3 protein-coding genes are annotated in these 5,337 nt (G+C 74.0%); all 3 read left to right on the top strand.

Annotated features, from left to right (window positions below):
• Positions 1-3,693 (top strand): hypothetical protein (locus QZ607_RS25580; protein ID WP_295889050.1); only part of this gene is annotated, 3,693 nt, incomplete at its 5' end.
• Between the two features lie 14 nt (positions 3,694-3,707).
• Entirely contained in the window at positions 3,708-4,472 is a 765-nt protein-coding gene (locus tag QZ607_RS25575) for an Imm49 family immunity protein (protein WP_295889048.1), read from the top strand.
• Between the two features lie 491 nt (positions 4,473-4,963).
• Positions 4,964-5,337 (top strand): aminotransferase class V-fold PLP-dependent enzyme (locus tag QZ607_RS25570; protein WP_295889046.1); only part of this gene is annotated, 374 nt, incomplete at its 3' end.

Here is a 5,337-nt window from a genome sequence, read left to right as displayed (position 1 = left end):
CGTGCCGCCGCCCGCCGCACCGCCGCGGTCGCCGCCGCGCGGGCGCAGCGCGCCCAGCGGCTCTCCAACGTGCCACCGGCGCTGCGCGACACCCTCGCCGCCCTGCCCGACCATGCCCTGGTGCTGCTGCGGGCGGCGCAGGCGCAGGACCGCGACCTGCGCCCCGCCGAGCGCGCGCGGATGCTGGACGACGCCCTGCGCAGCGACCCCGACCTGGACCGCGCGGCCCTCGACACCGCCCTTGACGCGGCACTCGCCGCCGGCCGCGGCGAGCAGGGCCAGGCAGCCGCCGAGCGCGCGCGGCTGCGCGCGGCCCTGCTGGACTCGGTGCCGGCGGCGCAGCGCCACCTGGTGGCCGAGACGCCGGTGATCGTCATGCGCGCAGACGAATTCGCCGCCATGACCCGCTCCGCCAGCGGCCAGGCGGTGACCATGATCATCCACGGCGAGCCGGTGGTGGTGCTGCGCGAGGGCGCGGACCCGGGCGCCCTCGGCGAGGAGGGCCTGCACGTGCTCCAGGCCCGGGACCCGGACTGGGCGCGGCACATCGAAGCCCTGGAGGAGGTGAGCCTGGCGGACTGGCAGCGCATGCCGCTCGCCGAGCGCATCGCCCGCTACGGCAACAAGCTGGAGCTGGAGATCGACGCCCAGCAGCGGCGCATCGCCGACCTGGAAACGCGCCTCGGCGACGCCGCCGACCCGGCCGAGCGCCGGCGCCTGGCGGACCAGCTGGAGCTCAGCCGCACGGCGCTCGCCAACCTCAGCCGGCGCGCCGGCGAGGTGGCGGCGCTCACCCCGGAGACCATCCAGGCCATGGCGGCCGGCGTGCTGCACAGCCCGGACTGGCTGGAGCAGCCCCCGCGGCTCTTTCAGAAAGACAGCCGTGCGCCGCCGACGGAGCCCACCCCACCGGAGCCGAGCCTGGCAAACCGCATTGACGCCGCCGCGGCGGCGCCTGACATCGACGCGGTGCGCCCGCTGCTGGCGGAGCTCGCGGCCCTAGGCCCCGCACATCCACTGCACGCGCGGCTTGCCGGCGTCATCGACGCCCTGCCCGCGGACGCCCAAGCGCGGCTCCGGGATGAGATCATCGGCGAGACGGAGCTGGCGCGGCTCGCGGCGGCGGCCGGCGCCCGCCCGTCGGCGCTGCGCCGGGGCGCGCAAGCACTGCATCCACTGGAGCTTCAGGGGCTGCTGCGCCTGGAGCTGGACCCGGTGCTGGCGGCCAGGCTGATCCGCACCAGCGGTGCCGAATCCGGCGCTCACGGTCCCCCGAGCGCGGTGCGGGACCTGCTGGCCGTGGCCGCTGCCGCAGACCCCGGGCAGATCGCGACCCTGGCGGCGCGGGTCGCCAGCGTGGAGCGGGTAGACCACCGGCGCGAGGTGGCGGCGCACCTGCGCAGCATCGCCGGAGCAATCAAGCAGCCGGACACGCTTGCCGCGCTGCTCGCGAGTCTGCCGGTGCGCGACCGGGGCAGCCCGGATGCGCGCTTCGTGCCGAGCGCCCTTGCGCCCGCCCGGCGGCTCGTCGAGGCGGCCGCGGCGGCCGGGGACGAAGCCCAGCTGCGGCGCCTGGCCGAGCACCTGGCACAGGCTTCGGAAACGCTGAAAGCCGCGCTGCTGGAGCCCTTGGCCCGGGAGCCGAGTCTGCTGGCGCTGGTGGAGCTGGACGCGGCTGCCCTGCCGGGCCTGCTGCGCCAGGGCGCGGCCCTCTCCCATCTGGGCGATGGTGCGGAGGCCGCCATCGGCAACTTCGTCCGCGCGGTGCAGCGGCACGCGGCGGGGCTCTCCGCCGGCAACAGCGCACGGCTCTTCGCCGGCCTGTCACGCATGGAAGTGGCGACCGGACAACAGCGCTCCGCGCTGCGGGTGGCGCTGGCGATGCTCGTGGTCGCCGAGGGCGTGCACCTGGACGTGGCGGACATCCCGGCCCTGCGCCGGGCGCTCATCGACGCCGTGGTGGGCGCCGCCGCGCACAAGCCGGACATCGCCGAGGCCCTGGGGCGGGTGTTCCCGGCGCTCGGAGCGGACGCGCAGGGACAGCTTGCGGACCTGCTCGCGAAGGGCGGCGACGCTGCCCGGATCGGGCTGCTGGAGGCGGTGGCGCAGCTGCGGCACACCCTGGGCGAGCTGGATGTGCCGGAAGTGGCGCCGGATGCGCTGCTCGCGGACCTGCTCGCGGTGGCGCGGGACCAGGACCAGTACGTCGCCTTCCTGGCGCGCACGGAGCGGTTGCTCCGTGCGGCCAAAGCCCACGAGACCGAGCGCAGGGCCGCGGCGGAAGCCGGGGCCGCGGACGACCACAAGCCGGGGCTGCGGGACCTGGTGGACTATCTGCGCGCCGGCCGCGACGATGCGAGCCGGCGGGCGGCGCTCGGACCTGACGTGCACCGGGCCGACAACCGTCTGGACACCAAGGTGGGTATCGACAAGCTGCTGGGCGGGCTCGGTAACGACCCACCCAGCCTCGCCGAGGGCGATGCCTGGGTGCAGCAGCTGGCGGAGGCGGATGCGCGCTGGCAGGATCAGGTGCAGCGCACGCCGAAGCCGCTCTATGCCGCCCTGGTGGAGGATGCGACACCGCAGCCGCCATGGAGCGACGGTCAGCGCGGAACGCTGCTGGAGCATGCCCCCTGGCTCGCGCTGCGGCTGCGGTTCGAGATCGAGACCCGGCTCGCCCAAGGCGACCCACCGGTGGTGCTGGACCAAGCGGCGCTGGCCGACCTGCTCGGGGCGCTGCGCACGGGGCTCGCCACGGGCGCCGCCGACACGGGTCTGCGCATCCCCGTCGGCACTGACACCCTGGTGCTGACATGGACCGAGCTGGCGGCCATGCTGAAGGGCATCATCGATGCGCGCCAGCCCACCACCGCGGCGCAGCACAGCCGCATCGCCCGCGCCTTCCGCGACAGCGCGGCGGACGCGAGCCGCCGTGTGCAGCAGAGCCTCACCCCGGACGCGGCCACCGTCGAGCGGCTGCTGGACAGCGTCAGCGCCAGCGGCGCCGCGCGCCAGTCCGAGGTCCTGCGCGAACATCTGATCAATCTCTACCAGCAGCAGGTCCGCTACGCGCTCCTGGTGACCTACACGGACGTGCTCGGCACCGGTGCCGAAGGCCTGAAGCAGCAGGTGACGGAGGTCGTCGGTGAGCTTGCGTTGACCCGTTTCATGCTGGAGCGCGAGCCGACACCGACCCTGATCGGTCCGTTCGAGAAGGGCACGGGCTTCGATCAGGTCTGGCGCGACCCGGACGGCACGCTGCTCGTCTGTGAAGCCAAGGGACCCGGAGCCAAGCTGGGTGAGCCGGACAAGGGCGAGCAGATGACGGGGCAATGGGTGCTCGCGACCCTGTTGGAGATGATCCGGGCGGGCGACTCCCCCAAGGTGGACGGCGAGCAGCTCGGGGACCTGCTGCTGCGAGCCGCCTTGACGGGTGATCCGCGCCTGCGCGGCGAGGTGGTGCAGGCCAGCGACAGCAACTCCACCGCGGGCACCTCCATCGCGCAGGCGAAGCACGGCCGCCCGCACTACGCACTGCGCGACGCGGACCTGTTCGACGACCCGCACATCCGCGGACTGCTTGCGACGCCCAGGGTCCGGTCCAAGCTGGAGGCGATGTTGGCCGAGATGCCGCAGGACGACCCCTTCGTGCGACGCGTGCTGGCGCTCCTCGCAGAAGCGGCAGAGGAATGATCCAACCCGCACCCATGACACAGCTGAACCGCATGACCGATGCCGCCGCGGCCCGGTTTCGGGCGCTGTATGTGCCCCCGCCCGGCGAGCCCTGGACCCCGTTTCGCGCGCACCGCAACGCCCTCTTCCGCGGCCTGCTTGCGCACCGGGACGGTGACCCCGCGATGGTGCGCACGCACCTGCGCGCGGCGGCAGCGCACGGCGTCCAACGCTGGCAGGAGGGCCGCCTCGGGGCGGCGACCGGCAATGCGCGCCTGCTCGACTTCGAAGCGACGCTGATGCCGACGGTGGCCGTCGGCGATGCGGCCCTGCGCCGACGCCTGGCGGAGATCCCGCAGGAGACCTGGCTCCGGCCCGAAACGGTGCGGGACCTGCGGCTCGCCGAGGCCTTCCTGCGGTTGGTGCAGATAGGGGTGGATGCGCCCGTCGAGCCGCTGTCCGCGACCAGTGCACCAGCGCCGGGCGCGCAACTGACCCACCCCTGGGACTGGGCGGGGCCGCTGGACCTGGGTATCGCTGCCGTCCTGAACCGCGATCAGCCGGCCCTGACGGACGCCTGCCGGGCGCTGCTGCAGGCGCATGCGGCGGCGGCCACCGCGGGCGACTGGCAGCGCGTGCCCGAGGGACTGATCGCGCTCTGGGCGCTTGCGCTGGAAGCGGTGGCGCGCCGGCACGGGCTCAGCTGCGACCTGCGGAGCCCCTATCTGCCGCTCGCTGCGCTCGGGGACCCACCCCCGGCGGCGGACCGGGGACCACAACCGGACTGCGCCGGAGGATGACAGTGTGGTTGCAGTCCGCCGCCGGCAGGCTATGCTCAAGGGAGAGGACACCTCTGCCGTGGAAACCCGCCATCACGTGCGGGGCGCGCGTCGGCGGCACGGGCGTCGCCGCCCGCCGGCTGTTCGGACCGAAGCGGTGACAGGCAGCATGCCGGGTCGCCCTGCGCAACACGCGCAACCTTCGGCAGGCCGGCGCCAGCGGCACTGACGACGCCACAGAACGGGCCGCCGCCAAGCGTCAACGGTGGAGCAGCACGGCGGGCATCCCTGCAAGTGGATGCCCGCCGGCGTGTCCTCCCCTGATTGCACCCTGCAACCTTATCTCGCACCCCCCGGCCATCACCGCATTCGGCCCCAGGGCCCTTCGCACCGTCGCCCCTGTCGAGTGGGCGCAGACACCTGTTCCGCTCGGGCGCGCATCCCCGCCGCGGTGCTGGTGCCCGGACCGCGCTCCCTGGCATCATGCCGGCGGGCAACCGGAGGAGAGTGACTTGAGCGACCCCTTTGGCGACGAGCTTCAGCTCGACGACAAACTGATCTATCTGAACCATGCGGCCATCGCCCCCTGGCCCAGGCGCGCCGTGGCGGCGGTGCAGGCCTTCGCCGCCGGCTGCGGCAGCCAGGGCTCCCGCGGTTATCCGCTGTGGCAGGCCACCGAGCAGCGGCTGCGCGAGCGCCTCGCGGACCTGATCGGCGCCGCATCACCGGAAGACGTAGCGCTGGCCAAGAGCACGTCGGAGGCGCTGTCCTTCGTCGCGCAGGGACTCGACTGGAAACCGGGCGACAATATCGTCGGCATCGCGCAGGAGTTTCCGTCCAACCGCATCGTCTGGGAAGCCCTGGCCGAGCGCGGCGTGGAGTACCG

The sequence above is a fragment of the uncultured Thiohalocapsa sp. genome (assembly GCF_913063425.1).
GTDB lineage: Bacteria > Pseudomonadota > Gammaproteobacteria > Chromatiales > Chromatiaceae > Thiohalocapsa.
This window is presented reverse-complemented; position numbering and strand designations above follow the sequence as displayed.